The organism is Bradyrhizobium sp. UFLA05-125 (assembly GCF_059803515.1).
This window is the reverse complement of record NZ_JBANBJ010000012.1, coordinates 67731-92003: the sequence shown is the minus strand read 5'-3', so window position 1 is coordinate 92003 and position 24273 is coordinate 67731. Positions and strand designations below refer to the sequence as shown.

At 59.7% G+C, this 24273-nt stretch carries 22 protein-coding genes and 1 pseudogene; 16 read left to right on the top strand and 7 right to left on the bottom strand.

Annotated features, from left to right (window positions below):
* Positions 1 to 557: 557 nt before the first annotated feature.
* The 3 genes from SO156_RS14380 (at position 558) to SO156_RS14370 (ending at position 3986) form a co-directional block, all read left to right on the top strand.
* Entirely contained in the window at positions 558 to 1703 is a 1146-nt protein-coding gene (locus SO156_RS14380) for a TlpA disulfide reductase family protein (protein WP_498535236.1), read from the top strand.
* Positions 1704 to 2689: 986 nt separating this feature from the next.
* The gene (locus SO156_RS14375) at positions 2690 to 3133 is read left to right on the top strand and encodes a hypothetical protein (RefSeq protein ID WP_498535235.1); all 444 of its coding nucleotides are present in this window, start codon (positions 2690 to 2692) and stop codon (positions 3131 to 3133) included.
* A gap of 532 nt (positions 3134 to 3665) precedes the next feature.
* On the top strand, positions 3666 to 3986 hold the full coding sequence (locus tag SO156_RS14370) for a DUF736 domain-containing protein (RefSeq protein ID WP_498535228.1): 321 nt from the start codon (positions 3666 to 3668) through the stop codon (positions 3984 to 3986).
* Between the two features lie 124 nt (positions 3987 to 4110).
* Here the strand turns inward: SO156_RS14370 and SO156_RS14365 are convergent, their stop codons facing one another.
* Positions 4111 to 4698, bottom strand: a complete 588-nt coding sequence (locus tag SO156_RS14365; protein WP_498535234.1) for an Mpo1 family 2-hydroxy fatty acid dioxygenase — start codon at positions 4696 to 4698, stop codon at positions 4111 to 4113.
* A 451-nt stretch (positions 4699 to 5149) separates the two neighbouring features.
* Positions 5150 to 6295 carry a LysR family transcriptional regulator gene (locus tag SO156_RS14360; protein WP_498535299.1) on the bottom strand — a complete coding sequence of 382 codons (1146 nt, stop codon included), beginning with the start codon at positions 6293 to 6295 and terminating at the stop codon, positions 5150 to 5152.
* On the opposite strand from SO156_RS14360, the gene SO156_RS14355 reads away from it, so the two are divergent.
* Entirely contained in the window at positions 6286 to 7359 is a 1074-nt protein-coding gene (locus SO156_RS14355; protein ID WP_498535233.1) for an aromatic ring-hydroxylating dioxygenase subunit alpha, read from the top strand. The two genes, SO156_RS14360 and SO156_RS14355, sit on opposite strands and share 10 nt — an antisense overlap.
* Before the next feature lie 10 nt (positions 7360 to 7369).
* On the top strand, positions 7370 to 8434 hold the full coding sequence (locus tag SO156_RS14350; RefSeq protein WP_498535232.1) for a PDR/VanB family oxidoreductase: 1065 nt from the start codon (positions 7370 to 7372) through the stop codon (positions 8432 to 8434).
* A gap of 587 nt (positions 8435 to 9021) precedes the next feature.
* Here SO156_RS14350 and SO156_RS14345 read toward each other — a convergent pair.
* From SO156_RS14345 to SO156_RS14335, 3 genes are all read right to left on the bottom strand, one after another.
* Complete coding sequence (locus tag SO156_RS14345; RefSeq protein ID WP_498535231.1) at positions 9022 to 9288, bottom strand: thioredoxin domain-containing protein; 267 nt, start codon at positions 9286 to 9288, stop codon at positions 9022 to 9024.
* Between the two features lie 153 nt (positions 9289 to 9441).
* On the bottom strand, positions 9442 to 9933 hold the full coding sequence (locus tag SO156_RS14340) for a nucleotidyl transferase AbiEii/AbiGii toxin family protein (protein ID WP_498535230.1): 492 nt from the start codon (positions 9931 to 9933) through the stop codon (positions 9442 to 9444).
* Positions 9934 to 9970: 37 nt separating this feature from the next.
* Complete coding sequence (locus tag SO156_RS14335) at positions 9971 to 10852, bottom strand: type IV toxin-antitoxin system AbiEi family antitoxin domain-containing protein (RefSeq protein ID WP_498535229.1); 882 nt, start codon at positions 10850 to 10852, stop codon at positions 9971 to 9973.
* Positions 10853 to 11832: 980 nt separating this feature from the next.
* Here SO156_RS14335 and SO156_RS14330 point away from each other — a divergent pair.
* Positions 11833 to 12153 carry a DUF736 domain-containing protein gene (locus SO156_RS14330; protein ID WP_498535228.1) on the top strand — a complete coding sequence of 107 codons (321 nt, stop codon included), beginning with the start codon at positions 11833 to 11835 and terminating at the stop codon, positions 12151 to 12153.
* Positions 12154 to 12256: 103 nt separating this feature from the next.
* Here SO156_RS14330 and SO156_RS14325 read toward each other — a convergent pair whose 3' ends face one another.
* On the bottom strand, positions 12257 to 12511 hold the full coding sequence (locus SO156_RS14325; protein WP_498535227.1) for a helix-turn-helix domain-containing protein: 255 nt from the start codon (positions 12509 to 12511) through the stop codon (positions 12257 to 12259).
* Between the two features lie 150 nt (positions 12512 to 12661).
* Between SO156_RS14325 and SO156_RS14320 the strand changes: the two genes are divergently transcribed.
* From SO156_RS14320 to SO156_RS14310, 3 genes are all read left to right on the top strand, one after another.
* Positions 12662 to 12937, top strand: a complete 276-nt coding sequence (locus tag SO156_RS14320) for a DNA -binding domain-containing protein (protein WP_498535226.1) — start codon at positions 12662 to 12664, stop codon at positions 12935 to 12937.
* A gap of 217 nt (positions 12938 to 13154) precedes the next feature.
* On the top strand, positions 13155 to 13286 hold the full coding sequence (locus tag SO156_RS14315; protein WP_498535298.1) for a transcriptional regulator domain-containing protein: 132 nt from the start codon (positions 13155 to 13157) through the stop codon (positions 13284 to 13286).
* A 58-nt stretch (positions 13287 to 13344) separates the two neighbouring features.
* A complete protein-coding gene (locus SO156_RS14310; RefSeq protein ID WP_498535297.1) occupies positions 13345 to 13866 on the top strand; it encodes a DUF2285 domain-containing protein in 522 nt (173 codons plus the stop codon).
* Between the two features lie 533 nt (positions 13867 to 14399).
* Here SO156_RS14310 and noeE read toward each other — a convergent pair.
* Complete coding sequence (gene noeE, locus SO156_RS14305; protein ID WP_498535225.1) at positions 14400 to 15575, bottom strand: nodulation protein NoeE; 1176 nt, start codon at positions 15573 to 15575, stop codon at positions 14400 to 14402.
* 1268 nt (positions 15576 to 16843) lie between these two features.
* Between noeE and SO156_RS14300 the strand changes: the two genes are divergently transcribed.
* The 7 genes and pseudogenes from SO156_RS14300 (at position 16844) to SO156_RS14270 (ending at position 24270) form a co-directional block, all read left to right on the top strand.
* Positions 16844 to 17122: a helix-turn-helix transcriptional regulator gene (locus SO156_RS14300; RefSeq protein WP_498535296.1), complete on the top strand. Its 279-nt coding sequence runs from the start codon at positions 16844 to 16846 to the stop codon at positions 17120 to 17122.
* Positions 17123 to 17125: 3 nt separating this feature from the next.
* Positions 17126 to 17992: pseudogene (locus SO156_RS14295) on the top strand (replication initiator protein A); the annotation flags it as partial.
* Between the two features lie 359 nt (positions 17993 to 18351).
* Positions 18352 to 18816, top strand: coding sequence for a DUF2840 domain-containing protein (locus tag SO156_RS14290; RefSeq protein ID WP_498535224.1), 465 nt, complete (start codon positions 18352 to 18354; stop codon positions 18814 to 18816).
* Positions 18816 to 19322 (top strand): S26 family signal peptidase, encoded by a 507-nt coding sequence (locus SO156_RS14285; RefSeq protein ID WP_498535223.1) that lies wholly within the window; start codon positions 18816 to 18818, stop codon positions 19320 to 19322. Before SO156_RS14290 ends, SO156_RS14285 begins: the two co-directional genes overlap by 1 nt.
* 173 nt (positions 19323 to 19495) lie before the next feature.
* Complete coding sequence (locus SO156_RS14280) at positions 19496 to 20233, top strand: lytic transglycosylase domain-containing protein (RefSeq protein WP_498535222.1); 738 nt, start codon at positions 19496 to 19498, stop codon at positions 20231 to 20233.
* A 241-nt stretch (positions 20234 to 20474) separates the two neighbouring features.
* Positions 20475 to 22202 carry a relaxase/mobilization nuclease domain-containing protein gene (locus SO156_RS14275; protein ID WP_498535221.1) on the top strand — a complete coding sequence of 576 codons (1728 nt, stop codon included), beginning with the start codon at positions 20475 to 20477 and terminating at the stop codon, positions 22200 to 22202.
* Between the two features lie 91 nt (positions 22203 to 22293).
* Positions 22294 to 24270, top strand: coding sequence for a conjugal transfer protein TraG (locus SO156_RS14270; protein ID WP_498535220.1), 1977 nt, complete (start codon positions 22294 to 22296; stop codon positions 24268 to 24270).
* Positions 24271 to 24273: the final 3 nt, after the last annotated feature.

Below are 24273 nucleotides of genomic sequence, written 5' to 3'. Positions count from 1 at the left end.
GATCTCGTGCGACCGGCCGTTGATGGTAGAGGCCTTTGTCGTAGACGTCTTCGGGGGCGCCAACTCATCGGTCTCGATCTCGTCATGCAGCACAAGCTGCAGTGCCCGCGAACGATTTCATCGTTGTCTGCCACGAACACGACCCTGGCTCCTTCGACCCGGATCTGCATCGTCGTTCTCCTCTAATCCTGCTTGATGGCGGAGAGCCATAGCTAGTTCCGTTCGGCGGCTCACAATGCTACACCACGCTCTTTTCGGCGGGCGCGACACTCGCGATTCGTGTCCAGTTTCTGACATAGTACAAAGCCCGTCAGGTTCAAAACACCGGCCGTGTTGGGGCGCCGTGGAGGTTTCAAAGCGTAATCAGACCCTTATGCGCGCAGACGGCGCTGGCGCGTCCGTTGCTATTGAGGATGCAGCAACACTCAGTGAGGTCTGAGCAGACGGTAAGACGAGCGATGCTCTCCTTCACTTGAGCTGGTGTGCGTCGTTTCTGAGAGAGAAACAAACTCGCGCATAAACTCGCGCAACATTTCGCGATAGCTTTGGAGAACAACATGGTGCTACGCTTCGAGTCGCGGGCTCCTCCGATCGAAGTGGAGAGCTGGCTGCGTGGACAGCCCCTCACGAAATTCCAGCCCGGGAAAGTGTACGTCGTCGAATTTTGGGCAACTTGGTGCGGACCATGTGTGGCGGCGATGCCCCATCTGGTGCAGCTGCAAGAGAAATACAGGGACAGCGGGCTTGAGGTCGTCGGAGTCGCAGCCCACGAAAAAGCTCCAACAGCCGACGAGGCTCGAACCAAGCTGGACGCGTGGTTGACCGAAAAGTTCCCGAACCTGAACTATTGGATCGCGTTCGACTACGCAGGCGAAATGAACAAGAGTTGGATGGAGCCCAGTTCTTCTTCCGGGATTCCCACCTCCTTCGTCGTCGACCGTGACGGCCACATCGCCTTTATCGGTCATCCAGCGCAACTTGATGACGTTTTGCCGAAAGTTCTCAACGGCATCTGGCGCACCAGCGATGAATCTAAAATCGCCGATACGAAGCGGATCGACGAAAACCAACGCGTAACGCGCGAACGAGCGCTGACCAAGCAGATCTACGCCAAACTTCGGCCGGCGATGGAGGCGGAGGATTGGAAAACGGCGCTCTTGGCCGTCGAAGAGGGCCTCGCCTTGATGCCAGACAAAATCGAGTTCCGCGTGAGCCATGCCAATCTGTTGCTTCACAAAATGCGCGACATGCAGACCGGCTTGTCCGTCATGCGCCAATTGGTTCGCGACGCGATCGACAAAAAGTCCGAGGGGTGGATGACTATGGCTATAAGCCAACTCTTCGATCCGGCGAAGGATACCTTCCACCTCCCGCGTGCCGAGCGCTTTGCGATGGGGAGGGATTTGTCCGAACACATCCTGGCCCTAAATCCCCCGCAAGGCGACGGCTATAAGTTCCTGTCGTATGGGGCGGTCGCTCAGTACTACTATGAGAGCGGCAAGAAAGAACGAGCGATCGAGTTGGTCGAACTGGCGCTGAGATCGCTGGACTATCCGAAGCCCATGCAGGAGGAAGCGAAACAGCACTTCGTGCCGCCGCTGCTCGAGGCCCTGGCCAACTACAAGGGTGAAAAGGCTTGTTACGGGGCTTTTTCTTCAGCTCCTGAAAGTACCAAAGGGCAGCCGGCAGAGGAGGAAGCATGAAGAAGGAGTTATAATCGGAATTCGTGTCCTGGCCAATTCGTCCATTTCTCTTGGGGGCCGGTCGCAAGTAGAGTTCATGCAGCACAGTGGCGGATCGTTTGCGGCAGCTTCGAGGTTCGAATCTTGCGATGACTCCGGCCGGCTCGCGGCGGAATCGCTTCTTCCTGGTGAAGTCGCGCCGCGATCCCATGAGCGGGGGATAATCTCGCGGTTTAGAACTATATCCTGGCCGACTCGTTCGTCATCAAGGACCTGAATAAGCACAAAGGCCATGCCGGTGGGCCACAAAGGGGCCGGGTTCAATGACCGCAGCTTGCAATAGAAGGCAAGCGGATCAAATGAGGTCGATAGCCGGGTGCTCAAACGTAGCGCAATGTTGGCGTTCTACCTCGCGATCAGGGATGCTGCCGATGCGCTGGCTTGAAGGCGCGCTTCGCACCCTTAGCCATCGGGAGCCCAGAATTTTACTATTCCTGAGGTCGTGCGATGACCACCCTACCCGAATTTGAGCCTAGATAGGGGCTTTTGCAGAGATGGTGTCCAAGACATGTCAGCCATCGATTGTGGACATCCATCCGACCGCTTTCCTGCGTTGAATGCGCCGAAAAAGCAGGTTCGGTGACGGACCATTTCGCAAGTAGCGGAGCCTGCTAACGCTGAAACGAGCTCCCAACTCAGTAAAAAAGACCTAGGTTATAAGATCATCCTGTTTTGCAAAATTTGGCGAGGGCCGCTGGTGAGCCCGTCCTTATTCAGCCAAAAGCTCACAGCCCGGCTAAATCTTTCTCGAGAACTCAATCGCCGGAGAACAGAGTTGCATCTCCCATACAACGCGGATTTGTGTCTCGATTTCATCACGTTTTCGTTCTATACGTTAAGTTGCGCCGTGGTGGTGGTGGAAGGCGCAATCCCTACATCTATGAACGGGGACCACCACCGTGCTTGCCCTTGGACTTGCCCTCAATCTCGCTGGGCTCGGCCTCCTGTTGTGGCTGACCTTTGCTCTCGCAGTATATGCGCTCCCATTCTTTGTTGCAGTCAGCGCCGCTGTAATGGCGTTGGATCGCGGCGGCGGAATTGCTGGTGCGCTCATTGTCGCCATCATCAGTGCTGCCTTGACGCTCGCCATTGGTCAGCTTGCCCATTCCATGGCGCGGCTGATCTTTGTGCGCGGCATGATCGGCGCGGTTTTTGCCGTCCCGGCAGGAATTGCTGGTTACCACGTGACGCTCGCGTTATCGCAGATCGCCGTACCATGGCCGTTCTGGCGTGAGACCTTCGCTTGCGTCGGCGCAATCTTCATCGCCTGGAGAGCCTGGACGCAGATCGGCGTCTTCGAGCGAGGAGTGAAGCCGGGCGGGGTAACCAAATCTGCCCCAACCGGTTCTGACGTCCGCGACGGCAGAGGAAGCCTCCTTCCGCTACTCTAGGGTTGCTTTGCTCTAACGGGGTGTCCAGGCCATCTCGTTGATGAATTTCTCAGGACATGGCGACCTTGGTGGCGCTCGATAGCGCTGTGCCGGCGTCATTCGGCCCTTTATGCGCGGTCGATGATAGCTATCGGCTGTGGCTATTGCCCGCCGGCAAAGTCGCCTTTTCCCGCATGCTCTTTCTTTCTCTACGTCGAAACCGGTCGCCTTCTTGTACTGCAAAGCGAGCTCTGCCACGTCTTTTCCCGCTTAAGTCTGTGTTCAGCGCTCGGACGCACCTCGCCTCGTTGGCTTGATCTGGCCGAAGACCGGCTGCGCCTCGATCGTCTGAGCCGCAACGCCGTCGGTTGAGACTTTCTTCCCCTGGGCTACGCCCATTCCTCGCGAGGCAAGAAAGTCTCCCCGCCGACGTCCTCCGCTTAACGCTCCGGCCCGCAGAAAAGCGGGTGCGTCGCCGATCGTCTTCGGCCGTCAGATCGCCATCGAGGCCGCGGTGGTCGCGGGGCTCGAAACAACTCAAGGAGAAGTACACATGGCTAGCATCGGTTCTTTCAAGAAGGTCGGCTCCGATTTCCAGGGCGAGATCGTCACGCTGAGCCTGCAGGCGAGGGGCGTCCGCATCGTCCCCGAGGCCAACCGCTCAAACGACAACGCTCCCAGCCACCGTGTCTATGTGGGCCGGGCGGAGATCGGGGCAGCCTGGTCCAAGCGCTCCGAGGAAGGTCGCGACTACCTCTCGCTCAAGCTCGATGACCCCTCGTTCAACGCGCCGATCTATGCGAACCTGTTCGAGGACGAAGCCGGCGAAGGCTACACGCTCCTCTGGTCGCGCCCGCGCAAGACCGGCGAGTAAGCCTCGCGCCGAGAGCGCCCCGCCCGATCCAGTCGGGCGGGGCGACATTTTTTTGGAGCGGACAGGCGGACAAGTGAGACGGGGAGAATGACCCTCTCAAAGCGACGGTAGCAAGCAAACCCGGTCACCGGAAAGGCACCTGGCGACGCTTCCCGACGATGGCGTCAAGATCGTGCCGAAAGCCGAGCGCGACAACCAACTTCGCCATGACAAACATGGGTCCGACCAATAGATGGCGAGGATTGTCGACCATGGCCGGCCGCCGGCGCTCGAACACCGAGTGCCCAATGATCAGCGATGCAACGCCGAGCACAATCAAGACGGCAGTAAGCGACCACATCCCGATGGTCGTCACATGGTTGAGGATGACGGCCGCAGCTTCAAGCAATGCGATCACAGCGCCAAGGATCGCGGCGCCAAGCTCGAAGTCGAGCACGAGCCAAAGGATCAGCACAGGCGAGAGCGCGATAACCGCCACGCTGATGTGGATCCCGAATAGTGTGATGACCCAACGGCTGAGCGGAAGAGTGGAAGCCAGCAACAAGAACAGGATGCCGAAGACGTGCATCGCGCAATTCCAGGGGGCGCGATGATACTCCACGTAATCCGCGAGCAGCCGATGGAAAGAGGAGTTCATGCCGCACTCGCCTTGCTGGTTGTGTCCGCGGCCACGGTACGATTCATCGTCTGCCAACCGCATATGCTGGCCCATTGTCGAAAAAACGTTTCCGGTGCTTACGCGCAGGAAAGCCGCACGTCAAATCTGCCAAAAACATCATACTTGGTAGATTCGTGAAGCTTGCTCTCTCGATGACTTTAATAGTTCGATGACGAAGATGGCGATGACCACAGGCTCGTTTCGTCGTAGCCGCGCAAGTCCGAGGAGTAAGCTTGGTGCGCGCCCGCTCGATCCGCGCGGAAGCAACGCTCTTTGAAGCCGACAGCAAGACACTGGCAACCCCGGTTTTCTCGTTCCGATCGCGTGGCGGGACGGCCAGAGCTCGTCCGATTGGAACTTAATGAAGCCGCCTTGTCTAATCGGACTGCCGGAAACCGACTCAGTCGTGCAGGGCCGTCAGCAAGTCGGCGGCTTGTCGAGAATACAGGAGGGGGTGTCAAATTCGAAAGAAGCGGAGAGACCCACGTGCCGGCAGGCAGGCAATTCAAGCTCTGGAATTGGCACCGTCGCGGGTGCGCCCAGACGGCGCGGCGAGAACGGCCTTGTACGGCAGAGCGCCGGCAATTCGGGCCATGAGTTGCCGTAGCCACCGGTGCGCGGCGGAATGATGCGTCCGCGACGTCCAGGTCATCCCGATCTGAAACGGCTCCGGGAAAGGACACGACGTTGCTATGACGGATTTGGCGATGTTCGAAGCGATGCGGCTTGGTACCGTCGAGATCAGATCAGTGTCGGGGAGAATGTGGGTGAGATCTGAGATGCTCGGTACCGTGACCACCCGATTGAGCGACAGGCCGCGTTCATCGAGCTCTCTGAGGTAGCCTGAGCGCCAGGTGCCTCCGTAGGTGACGACGGCATGGCTCGCCTTGACATAGTCGTCGACGCGCAGCCTCCGGCCGGCGAGCGGATGGCCTCGGTGCATGACGCACACGTAGTGGTCATCCAGCAGATTGCGATGATAGAGGCTGTCCTCCTGCACGTCGTAGGGGCCGAGGAGAATATCAGCTTCGCCGCGTTTGAGATACGCGATGCCTTTGGCGCGTGCCGCCTTGATCTCCAGCACCAGGCGGGGCGCCTGGCGCCTGAGCTCGGCGATTGTACGCGGCAGAATCATCGAGCGTTCGTAGTAGTTGCAGGCGATCGTGACTCGCCCGGACGCGCTAGCCGGATCAAAATCCGCCGGCTGCATGAGGCCCTCAAAGCCCTCGAGCAGGCGGCTGGCACACTCGACGATCTCGACGCAGCGGGGCGTTGGCGCGATGCCGCCGCGCTGGCGCACGAACAGCTTGTCGTGGAACGCCGCGCGCAGCCGGTCCATCGTGTAGCTGATCGTCGATTGGTTCGTACCGAGCGCTTCGGCGGCCTTCGAAAACGAACCCAGTTCGGACACCAAGCGTAAGGTACGGATCGCGGCAAAATCAATCGCGAGTGGATCCCAATCCTTTGCCATCTCCTTAAACATCCTCCTCGCCTGGCCCAAGCCGCCGTATCGAAAGAGTAGATAAGGGATATCAACTCTGTCCGATTGTCCAAAAGCTATTGCCAACGCAATCTGCTCGAAAATGGGAGTTAAGACGGCAAGCCCGCGACCATCGACTAAATCATGGAGATAGCTGCACCGTGAACGCACCAAAACCCTTTCCGCTCAATGCCTGGTACGCGGCTGCATGGTCCCACGAGATCGCCCGCGAGCTTTCCGCCCGCACCATCTGCGGCAAGAACATCGTGCTCTATCGCCGCACGGACGGCGCCATCGCGGCGCTTGAGGATGCCTGTTGGCACCGGCTGCTGCCGTTGTCGCTCGGACATCTCAAGGGCGATGATGTCATGTGCGGTTATCACGGGCTGGTCTTCAATTCGGCCGGCCGCTGTTCCTACATGCCTGCACAGAAGACGATCAATCCGTCTGCCTGCGTACGCGCTTATCCGGTCGCTGAGCGACATCGCCTGGTCTGGCTGTGGCCCGGCGATCCAGCACTGGCGGACCCCGACAAAATTCCGGATTTTCACTGGAACGGTGGCACCCAATGGGTTGGCGAGGGTGGCACGTTCTATCAGTTGAAATGCGACTATCGCCTGGTGGTCGATAACCTCATGGACCTCACGCACGAGACCTATGTGCACGCCGGCAGCATCGGCGACGAGGCGATCACGGCTGCGCCCTTCGATGTGACCCACACGGACAACACGGCGACGATGACGCGCTGGATGATCGACATCGAGCCGCCCCCGTTCTGGGGCCGTCAGCTTGCACGGCCGGGCCGCGTCGATCGCTGGCAGATCGTGACATTCCAGGCGCCGTCGGTCGTCGTCGGCGACGTCGGTGTGGCGCTGACAAATACGGGCGCGCCGCAAGGCGACCGCTCGCACGGCGTCAGCGGAGCGTTCTTGGCGGCGATCACGCCCGAAACTGAGACGACCTGCCACTATTTCTGGAACTTCGTTCGAAATTATCGGAAGGATGATCTGCAACTGACGAAAGAGCTCCAGCTCGCCCACGTCAACGGCGGGGCAGGCGTCTACGATCAGGATCACAGGATCTTGGAGGCGCAGCAGGCCGCCATCGACAAGAATCCGCGTTCGCCCTTCTACGATCTCAACATCGATGCGGGCGCGCTCTGGGCACGTCGACTGATCGACCAGATGATGGCCGACGAGCAGGCCCGCGTGGTCGCAAACCTTGCGGCCGAGTGAGCGAAAAGTCATGGCCAAGCCGATGGAACGGATTAGTGCACGTCTTCGTGCCACGCGCGATCTCACTCCTGACGTCCGTCTCTTCGAGATCGGGCCGGACTACCCGTCAGCCAAGGTCACGCCTGGCAGTCACATCGACGTCCTCGTGCCGATCGACGGGCGGCCGCAGCTTCGTAGCTATTCATTGGTGGGACCTTGTGGGGACGGGCTCTATCGCATCGCCGTCAAGCGGGTCGCTTCCAGCCGGGGCGGGTCGGTCGGCATGTGGCGCCTCAAGGCGGGCGAACGGCTCACGATTTTCGAGCCGCGAAACAGCTTCGAACTCAGCTACGGCCGGCCGGACTATTTGCTGCTGGCCGGCGGCATCGGCATCACGCCGATCTACACAATGGCGCTGGCACTGAAGCAAGCGGACGCGAATTTTCGCCTGCTCTATGCTGCGCATAGCCGTCGCGACCTGGCGCTCGCGGACGAGCTTGGCCGCTATATTGGCGAACGACTTCAGCTCTTCGTCAGTGAAGAGGGACAGCGCATCGATATCGCCGGCGAGATCGCCCACCTGGATCCGCGCGGCGAGCTCTATGTGTGCGGGCCATTTGGCATGTTGGAGGCGGCCAAGCGCCTGTGGCGCGAAGCGGGCAGGCCTCCTGCACAGCTCCGCTACGAGACGTTTGGTAATGCCGGCAAGTTCGCAGACGCGCCGTTCAGGATCAGGATTCCCCGATTGGGTCTGGAAATTGATGTGCCTGCCAACCGCTCCATGCTAGAGGCGCTTGAAGACGCCGGCGTCGGCATGATCTTCGGTTGCCGGCGGGGAGAATGCGGCCTTTGCGTGCTGCCGATCCTGGAGGCATCGGCCCAGGTCGATCATCGTGACGTGTTCTTCAGTAGTGAAGAGCGGGCGACGAACGGCAAGCTGTGTACCTGCGTGTCGCGCGCGGCGAGCGGTTGCCTGAGCGTCGATACGCCTGATCGAACGCCGACTCAGCGTCATTCCCCCGACACCCCCGTGGGTAGAGCCTCAAGGCCGCATAAGACCACCGAGGAAGTTTCGCTCGACCAACGCACCGCCTGATCTGTTCGAGCGAAGGGGCGCCCTTTCGGAGCCGACAGCAGGCAAGCGCGACCGCAGCTTGTCTCGTGCCGATCGGTGCGGCCAGACGACCAGAGATACCACAGCTCGGGTGAAGCGGCCGTAGACGCATCGCCCGCCGGGCTTGTCGTGTGGACGGAGCTCCCCAGAGTGTCAGTTCAGAACCTGTCCGCAATCGCGGCGAAGAGGTGGACCACGGTTCAACCGCGCTGGTCCCTGCGCTGCAGGAACGTTCGAAATTGCCGCAAACAAGCAGTGGACTTCAAGAAACCACCATATGTTCGGCTGAGAGCCCTGAGTTCGAGCTGCCGTAGAAAAGCAACGAACGTAGTCCCATCTCCGGCCCGCGGCCGCTACGCGTTCGAGCCATTTAGCTTGATCTGTCCTCGTAGCTATCGGTCTGAAGAAGTCTTGGACAACCATCAGATCTCAGGGAAGTAGGCCAACAAGATCGACCGCAAGTCGTCGCTCGATGGCAGCATAAATCGGCTAGTTAGGCCAGATCGGCGTCGGCAGGGTAGGCAACGGACAATCTAGCGGGGCCTACCAACAGCACCGATCGTCATCGGCTAAGGTCGAGTCAATCCGCGTTTATAGTTCCTGATATTGAGTGCCTTCCATTGAAGTGCAGGGAAGCTCTCGATGGCACGCTTAGTCGCGGCATCCGCAGTGAGGCCGTCGACATCGACCCGGCCATTTTCGTATAGCGCATCTAGAAAGGCCATTTCTCGTTCGTCATGGTCGAACATCGGCGCAAGCTTCTCCTGGCATTCGCCAAGGATGCGCTTGCACCAGGCTTCGGGATTGCCATCACCATGGAACATATCGTTCTTCACGACAGTAAGCAGCTTCCCGCGAAGCTCGTTTATGTCGTATTTGTAATGACCCAGCGTTGCTTCACGCCAATCGAGGTCCCTGGTCGCTGCCCCGATAGCGAGCGTGGCGAGTTTGATCCTCTGCCAATCCAGACCATCGGCGTGCAGCAGCCGTCAAGCGTCATAAAGGTCGCGCGAGGCGCTGCGAGCGGCCATCGCAACGATCTTTCCGGCCGCGATCTCATGAAGATCCACCAGGCGAATGTTTCTTGCGACGTATCCGCCGAGAGCAGACGAATCCCTTTCAACTGTGCCGAAGAACGGAATACGGTACATGTAATTGACGTCGATTTCGATCGTGCCAGGTCGATGGTAGCCCGATGCGTATCTGAAGCGCCATTTCTCGCCTGCGTGCTCGCTGCGAGGATCCCGGATCAGCTGATATCCATAGGTCTGCATCAGCCGGGGCAAGCGCTGCTCGATTAATTTCTTATGGCTCAGCATTGTTTCGCGATCTTCGGCACCGATGTAGTTGAGATCGATGTCGACTGACAACCGATCTAGACCTAGATAGAATAAGTTGAGCGCGGTCCCTCCCTTCAGCGCAAACAGATTGCCGATCTCCTTGTCCTTGGTCAGACGATCGAGGACGTCAATCAACCGCACGACACGCTCGATGGTGGCGGCCTCGAAGGAACCGATATCATGACGTCATCTCCGGCGATCCGCCTTCAAAGGAGGGGCGGAGGAATTCATTCGGCAAGATGACCTTCCACTTTGGATGCGGCTCACCGGCTCGGATGGTCGCCCCGAGGACGGGCCTCGTCGACGACGGTGCCGAGCGCTTCAGCTCTTCAAGAACGCCATCGTCGACGAGCAGATCTTCACGGCGGCTCTCGAGCCAGCATCCTAGGACGCCCGCGACGGATTTATTTTCGCGCGCGAGCACCAACTCGACGAGCTTGCGCATCTCGATCGCGCTTACTGTCTGAAGCGCGTTGGATAATTCTTCGTTGCCGCCTGCGAGATCGGGCCGTTCGACACAATCGACCAGCGTTCGCTCCAGAGAGGTCACTCTTATGTCTAGGCCTCGCCGGTCAAGTACGACCGTGCCATCGAGCTCGCGGCCGGACCTGCGTAGCGCAGCCGGCTGCGCGACGAAACGCACCATTCCGACGCGCGTCTTGAGTTCGCCGGGACGCCCCTTGCTGAGGATCTGGGTCTCTACACCTTCGGAATAGGAGAGTCCGTGTAGTTCTAGTGCGGTGTGGAACGCTAGAACGCTGTCTTCCCGAATCCGGGAGGCGACCAATAGGCGGTCCGGCTGGAAGGGCTTGCCAATCAGGTGCGGCGGCACGGCGGCGTACACACCGGAAGCTGCGTGAAGTATGCGACCCGTCGAGACGTGGTATTTTAGTAAAGAATCCGCGGACGAAAGAGGCTGGCCCGGAGATACGATTTCGCGGAACTCTCGCCGTGTGAAAACCGGACGGGAGGACAAGAACCGCTCAACCTTACGTCTACGGTGTAGCATTTTAGTGATCCGTTTGGGGTAAAAAATAACCCAGATTTCGCACCAATTCAAGGCACAATAATTTATTGTCGCGACTGGGGTATAAAATACCCGAAATGTGCGGCGCGGATTTCTTCCCTTCCCCTGCTTGGCTATCGATCCAGACCGGCCGCGCGGGGAAGCAGGGGCGTATCGCGATTCCGATATTCGGAATTGCGGTCATCTGCAGGCCGGAGATTATCCGCGACATGCCCCTTCGGACAACTGGCCCTTATTGAGTGAGCCATCCAATGACGGATCGCGACCGCACCTTTCGCATCCCCCCTCGCCGGTAACCCGCGAGCTTGGCACCACATCACCAAGCCCTGCTCGCGATTGAATGACCGCCAGCCGGTCGGTCGCGTCCTCACGCCGAACAGGTGCGACTCGCCTCAATTGAGTGAACGCACGAGGCGGTTGGATCTGCATCGACCGACTCTGATCGCCTCGACACGCGAGCAATAGTCCTTTGCTCATCATTCACGGGTGGCTATCCGGTCTCTCAAGAGCGCGAAACGTTCGTCGAGAGTGTTTGAATGCGACAGCCTTTTGCAGCGCTGGGTCGTACCGGCCGCCGTCATTTGGCCCGTCTGAGCGGTCGATGATAGCTGCCGGCTGTGGTTGTTGCCCGTCGGCAATGTCGCCTTTTCCCGCATGCTCTTTCTTTCTCTACGTCGAAACCGGTCGTCTTCTTGTACTGCAAAGCGAGCTCTGCCACGTCTTTTCCCGCTTAAGTCTGTGTTCAGCGCTCGGACGCACCTCGCCTCGTTGGCTTGATCTGGCCGAAGACCGGCTGCGCCTCGATCGTCTGAGCCGCAACGCCGTCGGTTGAGACTTTCTTCCCCTGGGCTACGCCCATTCCTCGCGAGACAAGAAAGTCTCCCCGCCGGCGTCCTCCGCTTAACGCTCCGGCCCGCAGAAAAGCGGGTGCGTCGCCGATCGTCTTCGGCCGTCAGATCGCCATCGAGGCCGCGGTGGTCGCGGGGCTCGAAACAACTCAAGGAGAAGTACACATGGCTAGCATCGGTTCTTTCAAGAAGGTCGGCTCCGATTTCCAGGGCGAGATCGTTACGCTGAGCTTGCAGGCGAGGGGCGTCCGCATCGTCCCCGAGGCCAACCGCTCAAACGACAACGCTCCTAGCCACCGCGTCTATGTGGGCCGGGCGGAGATCGGAGCGGCCTGGTCCAAGCGCTCCGAGGAAGGCCGCGACTACCTCTCGCTCAAGCTCGATGACCCCTCGTTCAACGCGCCGATCTACGCGAACCTGTTCGAGGATGAAGCCGGCGAAGGCTATACGCTCCTCTGGTCGCGGCCGCGCAAGACCGGCGAGTAAGCCTCGCGCCGAGTACGCCCCGCCCGATCCAGTCGGGCGGGGCGCTTTTTGACGCCGAAAGAAAAAGCCGCCAACGGGGCCGGATCGATCGGCGTCGATCGCATCATGGATTTCGCTTTGCTGACTTGGCACGCGGTTTGCTAAACTCCTCGTCAGGCACGACAAGATCGACGTGGCTGATGCCTAGCGTGCTTGCGAGCTCGAACAGCGTCACCACAGTCGGATTGCGCTGACCACGCTCCAACTTGCTGATATATTGTTGAGTGAAGCCGGAGGCCTCGGCGAATTTCTCCTGCGTGAAGCCTTTCCGCTTCCGCTCCTTTAAGAAATTCCGCCCCACCAACTTACGCATGTCCATCTGCGCAAGTTGCGTCTTTACATATTAGGAGGTTTATCTCCTATAATATGTATTCTCGGGTTGGGACCGAGCCAGGGGAATAGAGCGACCTTTCCCCGAGCATCGAGTTGCCACCGACACACGTTTGTTCTCATACCTTGCGGGATTCTCATGCAAACGCCGCTTGACCCCGATGTCGCGGACTTGGCACCGACAGATGCGGCGCTGACGTCCTATGACGAGCAGCATCTGGTGACGTATTGGCGGCTCCTCGACGCCGAGGCCGATGGTGCCGATTGGAGCGAGGTCGCCCGGATCGTGTTGCATATTGATCCGGATCGCGAGCCAGGGCGCGCTCGCAATGCATTCGACAGCCATTTGGCGCGCGCAAAATGGATGGCTGACCACGGCTACCGCGATTTGCTTCGCGCTGGCGCTCCCAAATAGCAAAAAAATATCGCCTCGATTGCACGCGGAGAAATAATCTTTCCCGTTGATGGCGTGATCGACTTTGTGCATCACGTGATGCACAAATAGAGACTTCCACAGCAACCCTGGGCTTTATAGACACTGCGCCGCAATTTTGTTTCAGCGGGAGATCACAGCAGTGTCTAAATTCGACTGGCGCTCACCGGAGTCGTATCAGAGCGTCAAAACTGGCGAGATGTCGGATTTCGCTTGGGAAATCCTCCGCCGCAATCCCAAGTATCAAGCTGACTATCGGGACACGGTTTCGAAACATGGGCGGGTGACTCCCGAATTTCGGAGGAGATGGGGCCTCTGCTTTCGCTCATGACCCGCAGGGGTCCTTTCACGAGCAGACTATCTTCTGGGCGCCCGAGGCTTTGCCGGCGGTGCTGCCGATCGTTCGGAGCGCTTCCGGCTCGGATATCGTTGCCGCTGGCCTTGCGCTTGCTGATCCTGCATCGCGTCGCATCAGACGGGCAGCGGATGGTTGGCATGTTGTATTGCGCATTCACGGAACCAAGCATCATCTATGGCTGAAACAGGCCCCGCTGTTCGGTGCCTCTTATGCATTCGAACTGCCGCCTGACGCCGAGTTTAAGATCCGTGCCCACGCCGCATATCGGTTCTTGCTTGCGATCAACGGTCGCCCGCCAGGACCGCCGTTTCATCACCTATCAGCCCAACGACGTAAACGATTGGCGCTGGCGCTGCGCGCATTCGATGGGCGCATGGACGGCGCCACATACCGTGCCGTTGCCGAGGTGTTGTTTGGTGCAAGACGGGTCTCCGAGCGCGCCTGGAAAACCCACGACCTGCGCAGCCGAGTTATCCGCTTGGTTCAGGCCGGCTTGGCGCTGATGCGCGGCGGCTATCGCGCATTCCTTCGTCCACCTTCTCGCAAGGAATAAAACCAATACTGAAAATCGATCCCCAACCTTGGAACGCACTCCCTTAGCGCCTTCGTGGAACTGCGAGTTTAAGTCTTGGGAGTGCTGCCGGCATGTCTGCCGCTGTCGCCACGCCCCCCGAGGGTTCAACTAGCTTGGAGTATGCGAACGTCTACTCGGGCGCCACACTGGCCAATCTGGATTGGGTAGGGCAGATCAAAGCCTTCGGACGTTCGATGGCACCGCCGCGCTCTGAATTCAGCGAGCTCAATTGTAGAAGAGCAGCTTGTGTGTGGCGTGTGCCCCATGGGGTCGGGATATTCCGAGGAAAGCAAGCGAGCAATCGTTCTGACCTGTGCCAGACACCTTGGCCATCCGTGCCTCAAATGCCGCAATTTGTACTTCTCCACTTTCATGTTGTTTGCGCATGACAGCTGAGCCTGTGCCGCGATTGGCCTCTGAAATGATGAGGTCCGCCCCCCAAGCCTCACGATCTCGGCGCGCAACATCATCATGCGGGCACGCCATCACGAACGGCCTTCTGGCGGCGCATCTCAATCGGCCTTCGAAGCTGTGAGCGTTTCATTCAACTGGGCCGCGATTGAATTTGCCACCTGTAAGGTCTCCTCTTTCTTGGAGGCGGCCAGACGTTGCGCTTGCTGAAATATCGAGGGACCGAAAGCCGACGTGGAGTTCTCTTCTGCTTGCGAACCATTACCGAATACGGTGCCGTCAGCGGGGATGTCGAATGATCCTTCTGTCTTGCCTTCCAGAAAATCCCAGCAGGCTCGAAATAACTGGCGATAACCTTGGGTTACTTCCGGACCCTTATCAACGACGCCGGCCCGTTCGGCGAACCGAAGGTCCTGCTCATAACCGAGCTCTATCAAAAGCTCTGTCCCAACGAGATCGGTCACGACCTGCATCTCTTCGATGCTCAGGTCGGTTTGCCAAGCCTGCACTGAACGGTCATCGATAGCCTTTTTCTCCAGGATCTTGCGATCCCCGAAAGTGCTGGACCGGAGATAGTCCATTTGCTCCATCGGTGGTGATGCCATCTCCGTTGGGGAGTAACCCAGGCCGGCAAGCACGCGCCGGATTTCCTCATCGGGGCGCGCCACAAGGACCTCGTATTGCACCACCTGCGTCTGAGGCCGACTGCGGTACGCTGCAAGCGCAGGTAAACCCAGAACGAGATCGGCGAGAGAAGATGCGATGGCAGGCGTCGGTTGGCCCAAGACGATATCGGCAACACACGAAGCGATCGCAGGCGGATAACTTGCCGACAGAAGGGGAACGCCCCACGTCGTTTTCAGCGACGCGGCAATGGCGTAGGGGTTACGCATGAGAACCAGTCGCGGCGCCTCGGGATAGAGGGAATCCAAAAAATCGAGCACCGTCCAATAGCGCGGAGTCTTGTCTATCAGGGTGCGCTTGCCCGCAGCTGCCAAATACCGGCCATAAGCAGCATCGGCAAAAGCGCGAGTGACGATCGTTCGATCTATTCGTCCCAAGAACTCCGACGTTGCGATCTGAACCAGGGATGCGCCGGCTGGGTGACGATGGTCCACTTTACCGAAGGCCTCAAGTGCCAACATGAGCCACGGCTCAGGCGGAGCCGAAATATCTGGGTGCCGCTGAAGCAAATGCGCCAGCAGCGTCGTCCCCGAGCGGGGAAGACCCAGAAGAAAGCACACCGCCGGCGAATGGTTTACATCCTGGTTCATCATTCAATATCCTATCCTTGGACAGACCGAGCGCCCGTCCTGAGTCCTTCGACCGATCGAAAGAGGCATTATCAGGAATGCCGCTTCAGGTAGGCTTCAACTATCCAGCTCAGATGACGTGTCATCCGTAAGGATCTCGACTTGCCGCGACAAAGTCAGACGAAATTATGGTCGCGCTTGGCTTTTGCGCTGCATGCTGTGGGGTTCGGACGCCCCAAGCGCGGCAGGTCCGATTAGGGGCGTACATAAATGCCGGTGATTTAAGGGGGCGGGCAGATTTGCATCATGTATGGCTCCCATTCGCATCGGATCTCGACGACTGGACTATTCATATTTGGCAATCTGGCTGCCATGAAATCGATTCATTTGGCCAGACTGCAGCACTCCACCTACAATCGGTGGCGACCAATCCCTGCGAAGCTGCAGCTGCGCAAGTTTCGTTCAGACGCGCGGTGTTTATCCATATCAACGTGGGGAGCTTCGGAAAAGCATACTGTGGTTTATTGGAAATGTGCTTAAGCGACCCAGAGGAAGTCCTTCGCTTCGAGCCGGCACGACGCCGCTCGCGCGTCCGCCGAAGATGACGGTCGTCATGGGTTCGCCTCGGCCGATACGCGTCGCAGACCTTAGAATTCGTCCCAGAGCTGGGGCGAAGATGATCCCGATATCTGAGTTCTCCAACTGACCTTTATTATCGACCATTCGTAGATTGGCAAAATCAATGGTTTTGATCGAACCATTTGGACGATGGATAGATGCCGTCTCGGGTCAGCTTCTTCTGTGTCTCAAAGAGACAAGGCTGTCGATTCGGTGCCCGTTATTCAGGCAAAACTGCCGCTCGATGCGGCTTTAAAGACAGGCGCAGACGCTCACATCGTCTGCGGCACGCATTGAGGGCCGTCCGCCAGAACCTCCATTACGTTATCATCCAGCGCCGCCAGAGTTTGAGGTTGGTGCTGCGCGCCCTCGATGGACACACGCCATCGCGTGTCCGGCCACTGTCCAAATGTCAGTCCTCGGACTGTCCGGGAGCGCGCCTCTAAACGCGCCAACGATGCAGCGGCGAACCATCGCTTTGCGCAACGTTTGTCAACTGATGTGCGTTGGCTGACGGAGAGTGCTCTGCCTGTCAGCTGTCAGGAACGGAGCCGGGGGTGCCGAAAATCATGACTGCATCTTCGGCATCCCCTAAGCACTTCTACTCCGCCATGATGCTCGTCGGCGCGCGATCAAACGCGCGCATCCTCCAGACGAGCACGGGAGCTGCTCAAATGCCCGATCCGACCGCCAGCTTGCCGCCGCGATTATTGCGCACCCCTGAAGCGGCACGCTTTCTCGGCCTGTCCGGCCGAACTCTGGAAAAGCATCGCACCTATGGCACAGGGCCGACCTATCGCAAGCTTGGCGGCCGCGTTGTTTATGCGCTGGAGGACCTCAAAGCCTGGGCGGACCGGGGAGCCAAGAAATCAACCAGCGATCCCGGCATAGGCACGGTCTTGCCTGCAAAACGGCAAACACCGATTCCGTATGCAGGCAAGGAGCGGCGCTGACCCATGTCGGACTGCATATCCTCTGCCCATGGGCGTCACTCTGATCGCGGTCAACGCGATCTGTTGCGCTCATTGCCTGGCGACCTCTCACCATGCGATGCGCAAGACCTGACGGCATATCCGTTCTCCTTGCCGTCAACGTCGATACGGGTTTTACCGATCAACTTCCGCGCTGGGGCAATCACGTTTCGTGCGGAAGCTATGTCGGAACATGGCATGGCTCCGATTTGGAGTGCGGACGTTTTGATTTCCGCCGGTTCGCAGATTCTCGAGGCTCGGGATGCCGGCCTGACAACATCCCACCTGATGGCAGCCACCCCATACGAGATCCCAACCTTCGTAGGTTGGGCTACCGGCGTGCGCGTCTGCGAACGCCGCAAGGCTACACACGACCGGCTGCAATCAACAACCCTCGTGACGTCGATGCGCCAATCAACCGAGGGCCGACGCCATCGCTTCTCTGGGATCAACGAATGGAAGGAGACGGCAGATATGCACGGTCATGCCTGCGGAATCGATCTGATCGGGCGGGATCGGTTCTCCACGGGTGTTCGCAATGAGCCCCTCGTATTAATGATTGCCCGTGCCTGTTTCGATCTGACTGACGGATTTGAACGCTGCCTCGATCGCCTCAAACGCAAACGTGATGGTGGTCAAACGGGCGGCTGGCGCGTTGATTTCGTTCATCTCCACGCCAAGCCGAAAAGCCTGTTCCCCCTGGAGCACTTTGCTTACGACCCGCGCCAGATCGACCGTCGTCAAACCCTACCCCAATATCGGCTTGTCATTACGCATGACACTGACGCTGTGGACCGATCGAACTTCGCGCCACTTCAGGTCCGTCCCATTGCAGAACGGCTGCAAAGGCGGGCGCATCTCGGAGCCGAGGCAAGGGCTGAGAGCTGCATCGCGCTATTGGCCACAACTTTCGCCCCTTCAGGGGCCGGACCTTCGTGCCATCGGGGACGGAAAGCGCTCGTAACGTTCTGCTGCGCAGTGGCTGCCCGCTCCACTAGCTCTGCTAACCCTGAATCCTTCCGGTTCCTCCTAACACATCAGACGCTTTCGTCTGCAATCAGCAAGGTGGCCGCCGCGAGGGCTTCGCGACCGCGCCTAGTTGCGCTTCGCTATAACCACTTGGCGGCAGCCAACGTTATTGCAGCCGCGGGCCAGCGGATACGCGTCTGTTGGCGCGAACCAGAGACGTCTCCGAACAAAGGAGCCGTCAAATGAGCGATGTCACAACTGTCGAACTCTTGTGGGTCAAAGGGCGAATCGAGAACCGAATTCGGTTCGGCCGGCCCGTATCGGAAAAGATCATTGACCACCATCGCCGCGTTCTTTCATTTGCTGCCGGCAGCATTTTCGCGTTCGTGCGCTGGACGTCCAACGATTTTGGAACCGTTCTGTCGCGTATCGACATTCTGCGCGCCGCGGCGCCGCGGCAGCGATATTCAACTGTCCCTTGGGTATATCCCGGCGGGGAAAGTCTGCTGCGATTGTCAGGATGGACAAAAGTCGAGCGCGCACTGCAATTGATCGATGCGGTTGAGGCACTTGAGATCAATCCGGCCGATGCTGCGCCAGACTATTGGCATCACGTTCACAACCGTCTCTCTGTCAACGAAGCCCCGCGAACCTACACCCGAGCGCGCCACCAGGCTTGGCTGCACCGTCGAAGACGGGGCCTCTGATGGGACGGCTGACGATTATTCTCGCGATCTGCGGATCGGCAGCTCTCGCGTTGTGCTCGGACAGAGATGCAGCTCCATCGTACATCTGGAATGCTTCAGAAAGTGTTCCGATCGGCCTCTATCGTCTGCAGCCATCGCGACGATTGACTGTGACTGAGCTCGTGGCGGTTCGCCCGCCCGAGCCGCTTGCCACCTTCATGGACTTGAACGGCTATCTGCCGATCGGTGTTCCCATGCTCAAGCGCGTCATGGCGTTGCCGGGGCAAACCGTCTGCAGAAATGGCCTCGTCGTTTCCGTCGACGGCATCGAGATGGGTCAGGCGCGGGAGCGCGATGCACGTGGCCGTCCGCTGCCGGTTTGGCTCGGATGCCGCCTCATACCGCCAGACGAAGTCTTTCTCATGAACTGGCAGTCGGCGGACTCGTTCGATGGGCGCTATTTCGGGCCAATTCCGGCATCCGCCGTCATCGGACAAGCACTGCCCGTATCGACAAAGGGAGACTGATCTTGTTGGACCCGCTCCGTGGATATGCAGTCTCGTCGGTTGGTGGATCGCTGCACCATTGCCCCGTCTCGGCCAGACTTTTGAAGAAGATCGTGCGCTGTGCTTGTCGGCGATCGCCTGGTACTCAGCGGCTGAATCTTCTACCTCTCACATTCGCGAGCGCAAGCGCGCGCGTGTCAATCTTTGCAATTGCGGCTTGGGTTTTAGGAGCTCTGCTGGCCCTCGAATTGTCGTCCGAAGCTTGGGCTGAGACCGCAATCCCGGCGCTTGGTTCTCGTTCGCTCAGCTCCCTGCATGTCGATGCATATGCAGCCTTCATGGCCGAAGCCTCCCGCCGATTTGCGATCCCGAAACAGTGGATCCGTGCCGTCGTGCAAGTCGAGAGCAGCGGAAACGAAGACGCCGTATCGTCCCGGGGAGCATTGGGGCTGATGCAAATCATGCCCCAGACCTGGGTCGACCTCAGCCTTCGCTACAACCTGGGTGTCGATCCCTTTGACCCTCGCGACAACATTCTCGCAGGTACGGCCTACCTTCGCGAGATACTCGACCGGTTTGGATGGCAAGGATTTCTCGCAGCTTATAACGCGGGCCCAGAGCGTTACGAGGCGCATCTGGCGACAGGGCGACCACTACCCCAGGAAACCCAGGTTTACGTTGCAAGGCTCGTCAGATTGATCGGCATTGAGCGGAACGAGCATGCGGCGTATGCCATCCGACGCATCCTTCCGTGGCGGCAGGCAGCATTATTCTATGACCGCTCCGACAGCTCGTCGGCTGATGCCGGATCGACATCAGCTCTGCATTCGATGAACACTCCGAACGACCCGGCGAACACAGGAAGGCCTGTCTTCGTACCGGGTGCGACCGGGCTCTTTGTGCCGCGATCAACCAAAGCGGTGTCCCGATGATCGCAATCGCATTTCGTCGCGTGTTGTCGAAGTTTGTCGCGCGTTGGAGAGTGTTAGGGGACGAGCAGGGAATGGTCGACCGCGGATGGCAGGATAAAAGCCGCAAGGTGCGGCCGGTCGGTTGGGTGAGAATTGCTAGTGAATTCAGATACGCTCCAAACCTTGCGAAGATCCGGCACAACTTGTCATTTTCGCCACGACGCTGTTTTGGCTCGGCTTTCCACACATTGCGGGGGCCAAGATGACGCGCAACGATGATTTCCGCATTCGCCCAGGCCAAATTCGCTCGACACGCTGGCCGCGAGCAAAGCCCTTCCTGGCGCAAGCCTTGCAAGCCGCGCAAAAGGCTGGCGGTCTTTCACGTCGTGCCGGCAGTCGTGGCGGCAGGTTTGGGCGTGGGCGCGCTGCGACCCTTAGGGCCAACCGGCTCCTGCAAGATCGCGGCCGCAGTGCCATGGTCAAGGCGCGTGTCGTGCGGCGGATGCGCTCGCCAGGCAGCCTGCGGGCCCATATCGGTTACCTGCGGCGTGACGGCGTCACCCGTGACGGATCGCGTGGCGAGCTATTCGATGCTGCCGGAGATGGCGCAGATGGCCGAGCTTTTGCTGAGCGCTGTGAGAACGATCGGCATCATTTCCGCTTCATCGTCTCGCCGGATGACGCCGGCGAACTGGGGAGCTTACGGAGCTTTACGCGCGAGTTGATGGACCAGGCCTCACGCGATCTCGGTACACGGCTTGACTGGGTCGCCATAGACCATTGGAATACTGAGCACCCCCACATTCACATCCTGGTCCGGGGCCGGGCCGACGACGGTTCCGACCTTGTGATCAGCCGCGATTATATCAGCAAAGGCCTGCGGGCCCGCGCAAGTGATCTAGTCACGCGCGAGCTTGGTCCCCGATCGGAGCTTGAGGTTCGGCGCGGCCTTGAGGCAGAGGTGGCGGCCGAACGCTGGACCCGGCTCGACCGCGCGCTTGCCCGGGAAGCGGGACGGACGGACGGTGTGATCGATCTGCGGCCAGAGCGTGGCGATGGGTCCGACCCGCTGCGTGAGATCCGGATTGGCCGGATGCGGACGCTTGAGCGGCTGGGGCTCGCCGAGCCCGCCGGCCCCGCGCGCTGGGTTCTCGCCCCTGATTTGGAGCTGCGCTTGCGTGCGCTTGGGGAGCGCGGCGATATCATCAAACGGCTGCACAAGACACTCGCGAAGGACGGTGCATCTCGTGCGCCATCCTCCTGGGCGCTTGAGGGGGAACGTCATGGCGGTCCTGTCATCGGCCGCCTTATCAGCCGCGGGCTTGATGATGAGCTTAAGGGATCGGCATTTGCCGTTGTCGACGGGATCGACGGGCGCGTGCATCACCTTAGGCTCCCCGACATCGACGCCACGGGTGACGGGCCGATTGGCGGTATTGTCGAGCTGCGTCGCTTCGAGGACACGAGGGACCGGCAGCGAATCGCGCTTGCCGTCCGCTCGGACCTTAATCTCGACCAGCAGGTGGCTTCGGCAGGGGCGACCTGGCTCGATCGGCGCCTGGTTGATCGTGCGCCCGTCGATCTTGCGCGTGGTGGATTCGGCGCCGAGGTTCGGTCCGCGCTCGATCGCCGGATCGATGCGCTAGTAGAGCAGGGGCTTGCCCGCCGGGATGGCGACAAAGTCACGCTAGGCCGCAACCTGATCGGCACTCTGCGTAGCCGTGAGCTCGATACCGTGGGCCGGCGCCTAGCCTCCGAAACTGGGCTGGCGCATTTGCCCGCTGAGGCGGGAGAGACCATCGCGGGGGTCTACCGCCAAAGGATTTCGCTCGCCTCGGGTCGCTTTGCCATGATCGACAACGGGCTAGGCTTCCAGCTCGTGCCCTGGGTCCCGTCGCTGGAGCGTGAGCTGGGCAAACAGGTCAGCGGCATCGCGGGTCCCGGCGCTGTTGACTGGAGTTTTGGGCGCAAGCGCGACCTTTCGCTCTGACCCGCCGATCTCTTCGCCATGCTGCGCAGCGCCGCGACCTCGAAACGACTGCCGTTGAATGGCGCCCTCGCGGTGCGCATCAATTCTGGCCATGCCCGCGACGAAGATTCTTTGGGGTCAACTGCTCTTTGTCTCGATGGTCGTGCTCGCTTTCCTCTGGGCGGCCACCGAATGGACGGCCTGGCGTCTGGCTTTCCAGCCGCAACTCGGGCCTGCCTGGTTCAGGATCGCGGGCTGGCCCATCTACCAACCGGCTGCCTTCTTCATTTGGTGGTTCGAGTTCGACGCCTACGCACCTGTCATCTTCGTCAAGGGAGCGTGCATCGCCGCAAGCGGCGGGATCGCATCCGTGGGCGTTGCCATCTTCCTCTCGGTGTGGCGGGCAAAGGAAGCTCAGCATGTGACGACATATGGGTCGTCCCGTTGGGCGGATGCGCGGGAGGTTCGCCGTGCGGGACTTCTGGGGCTAGATGGCGTCGTGCTCGGCCTCTTTGATGGCCGCTACCTCCGGCACGATGGACCCGAGCATGTCTTATGCTTTGCCCCGACACGTTCCGGCAAAGGCGTCGGCCTTGTCATTCCGACACTATTGACCTGGTCGAACTCCACGATCGTCCACGATATCAAGGGCGAGAACTTCCAGCTGACCTCCGGATGGCGCGCCCGCTTTGGGCCAGTGCTACTCTTTGACCCGACCAATCCGGCGAGCGCGGCCTACAATCCACTGCTCGAGATTCGCCGCGGCGACTGCGAGGTCCGTGACGCCCAGAACATTGCCGACATTCTTGTCGATCCCGAAGGCGCGCTTGAGCGTCGCAATCACTGGGAGAAGACCAGCCATTCCCTGCTGGTCGGGGCAATTCTCCACGTCCTCTATGCGGAACCAGACAAGACGCTTGCCGGCGTTGCCAACTTCCTGTCGGACCCGTTGCGCCCGATCGAAACGACCTTGAATGCAATGTTGGCGACGCCCCATTTAGGAGAGCGTGTTCATCCGGTCGTGGCGTCGGCAGCACGGGAGCTCCTCAACAAGAGTGAAAATGAACGTTCCGGCGTGTTGTCGACCACGATGAGCTTCCTGGGGCTCTACCGCGACCCGGTTGTTGCCAAGGTCACGGGGCGCAGCGACTGGCGCATTCGCGATCTTGTCGACGGGTCCCGACCGATCTCGCTTTACCTTGTGGTGCCACCATCCGACATCGCACGGACAAAGCCCCTGATGCGTCTTGTGCTCAACCAGATCGGGCGGAGGTTGACAGAGAGCCTCGATACCGACCGACGGCGCCAGAAGCTGCTTCTGATGCTCGATGAGTTCGCAGCCCTCGGCCGGCTTGATTTCTTCGAGAGCCAGCTCGCCTTTATGGCAGGCTATGGCATCCGCAGCTTTCTCATCACCCAGAGCCTGAACCAGCTCGAGCGCGCCTATGGGGCGAACCACGCGATCCTTGACAATTGCCATATCCGCGTTGCCTTCGCGACCAACGATGAGCGTACGGCCAAGCGCGTGTCGGACGCGCTCGGAACCGCAACTGAAATGCGCGCGATGAAGAATTATGCCGGACATCGGCTCTCGCCATGGCTCGGCCATTTGATGGTCAGCCGTCAGGAAACATCGCGTCCGCTGCTCACACCCGGGGAAGTCATGCAGCTCTCGCCCAACGAGGCCATTGTGATGGTCTCGGGCGTGCATCCCGTGCGCGCCCACAAGGTGCGGTACTACGAGGATCTCCAGTTTCAAAGCCGGATATTAGGCACGTCGCGCAGCATTCCAGTCGGCTTGATCTCGCAGCCCGACGATTGGTCGGGCCACACACCGATTCCGCCCTCGATCGATCTGCTTACCGCGTTAAAGCGCAACGTTCGCGATGCGAACGGCGGCATTCGCCGCGAGCCCGAACTGCCGCAGCAGGACGAGGTCGTGATCACAGCGCCGCGCGCCGACAACGAATTCGATGCCGGGCTCGATGACAGCGATGCTGATGCCGCGCAAGCGACGCCCCTCAACCGCTCGATGCAGGGGCTGGCACGTTCGGTCAGCCTCGACCCAGACGATAAGATGGGCCTTTGAGGG

What these genes read in the sequence shown, in the direction of transcription:
- SO156_RS14380 (WP_498535236.1), top strand. Translation starts at nt 558, where the DNA reads ATGGTGCTACGCTTCGAGTCGCGGGCTCCTCCGATCGAAGTGGAGAGC.
- SO156_RS14370 (WP_498535228.1), top strand. Translation starts at nt 3,666, where the DNA reads ATGGCTAGCATCGGTTCTTTCAAGAAGGTCGGCTCCGATTTCCAGGGC.
- SO156_RS14365 (WP_498535234.1), bottom strand. Translation starts at nt 4,698, where the DNA reads ATGGGCCAGCATATGCGGTTGGCAGACGATGAATCGTACCGTGGCCGC.
- SO156_RS14350 (WP_498535232.1), top strand. Translation starts at nt 7,370, where the DNA reads ATGGCCAAGCCGATGGAACGGATTAGTGCACGTCTTCGTGCCACGCGC.
- SO156_RS14330 (WP_498535228.1), top strand. Translation starts at nt 11,833, where the DNA reads ATGGCTAGCATCGGTTCTTTCAAGAAGGTCGGCTCCGATTTCCAGGGC.
- SO156_RS14325 (WP_498535227.1), bottom strand. Translation starts at nt 12,511, where the DNA reads ATGGACATGCGTAAGTTGGTGGGGCGGAATTTCTTAAAGGAGCGGAAG.
- SO156_RS14320 (WP_498535226.1), top strand. Translation starts at nt 12,662, where the DNA reads ATGCAAACGCCGCTTGACCCCGATGTCGCGGACTTGGCACCGACAGAT.
- SO156_RS14315 (WP_498535298.1), top strand. Translation starts at nt 13,155, where the DNA reads ATGTCGGATTTCGCTTGGGAAATCCTCCGCCGCAATCCCAAGTATCAA.
- noeE (WP_498535225.1), bottom strand. Translation starts at nt 15,575, where the DNA reads ATGATGAACCAGGATGTAAACCATTCGCCGGCGGTGTGCTTTCTTCTG.
- SO156_RS14300 (WP_498535296.1), top strand. Translation starts at nt 16,844, where the DNA reads ATGCCCGATCCGACCGCCAGCTTGCCGCCGCGATTATTGCGCACCCCT.
- SO156_RS14290 (WP_498535224.1), top strand. Translation starts at nt 18,352, where the DNA reads ATGAGCGATGTCACAACTGTCGAACTCTTGTGGGTCAAAGGGCGAATC.
- SO156_RS14285 (WP_498535223.1), top strand. Translation starts at nt 18,816, where the DNA reads ATGGGACGGCTGACGATTATTCTCGCGATCTGCGGATCGGCAGCTCTC.
- SO156_RS14275 (WP_498535221.1), top strand. Translation starts at nt 20,475, where the DNA reads ATGACGCGCAACGATGATTTCCGCATTCGCCCAGGCCAAATTCGCTCG.
- SO156_RS14270 (WP_498535220.1), top strand. Translation starts at nt 22,294, where the DNA reads ATGCCCGCGACGAAGATTCTTTGGGGTCAACTGCTCTTTGTCTCGATG.